This window comes from Enterobacter sp. 22466 (assembly GCF_052044775.1).
GTDB lineage: Bacteria > Pseudomonadota > Gammaproteobacteria > Enterobacterales > Enterobacteriaceae > Enterobacter > Enterobacter dissolvens.
The window spans coordinates 1-896 of record NZ_JBQENX010000038.1; the positions used below are offsets into that span (position 1 = coordinate 1).

Annotated in this window: 1 pseudogene; it reads left to right on the top strand. The window is 52.7% G+C overall.

Annotated features, from left to right (window positions below):
- Window positions 1-64: 64 nt before the first annotated feature.
- A pseudogene (locus tag ACTJJI_RS26180) lies at window positions 65-896 on the top strand (IS3 family transposase); the annotation flags it as partial.

The window sequence follows — 896 nt, forward strand, 5'->3', positions numbered from 1 at the left end:
TTGAATCGCCACGGGTTTAACAGACACCTCAGAGTCATTTAAGATGGCTTAAAGAGAGGTGCCCATGAGCGGTAAGCGTTATCCCGAAGAGTTTAAAATTGAAGCAGTCAAACAGGTTGTTGATCGCGGTTATTCTGTTGCCAGCGTTGCAACACGTCTCGATATCACCACCCACAGCCTTTACGCCTGGATAAAGAAGTACGGTCCGGATTCTTCCACTCATAATGAACAGTCAGATGCTCAGGCCGAGATCCGCCGTCTCCAGAAAGAGCTGAAGCGGGTTACCGACGAACGGGACATATTAAAAAAAGCCGCGGCGTACTTCGCAAAGCTGTCCGACTGAGGTACGCCTTTATCCGTGACAACACCTGTTGCTGGCCTGTTCGCCTGCTCTGTCGGGTGCTGGATGTTCATCCCAGTGGTTTTTACGCCTGGCTTCAGCAGCCGCATTCACAACGCCGTCAGGCAGACCTGAGACTGACAGGACAGATTAAACAGTTCTGGCTGGAATCGGGATGCGTCTATGGTTATCGCAAAATCCATCTGGATCTGCGGGACAGCGGGCAACAGTGCGGAGTGAACAGAGTCTGGCGACTGATGAAACGTGTCGGGATAAAGGCTCAGGTCGGATACCGGAGTCCGCGGGCACGTAAAGGCGAGGCCAGTATCGTGTCGCCCAACAGGCTCCAGCGACAGTTCAATCCGGATGCTCCGGATGAGCGTTGGGTAACGGACATAACCTACATCAGGACCCACGAAGGCTGGCTGTATCTTGCCGTGGTTGTTGATCTGTTCTCACGCAAAATTATCGGCTGGTCAATGCAATCCCGGATGACAAAGGACATTGTCCTGAACGCACTGCTGATGGCTGTATGGCGGCGTAATCCCCAAAAACA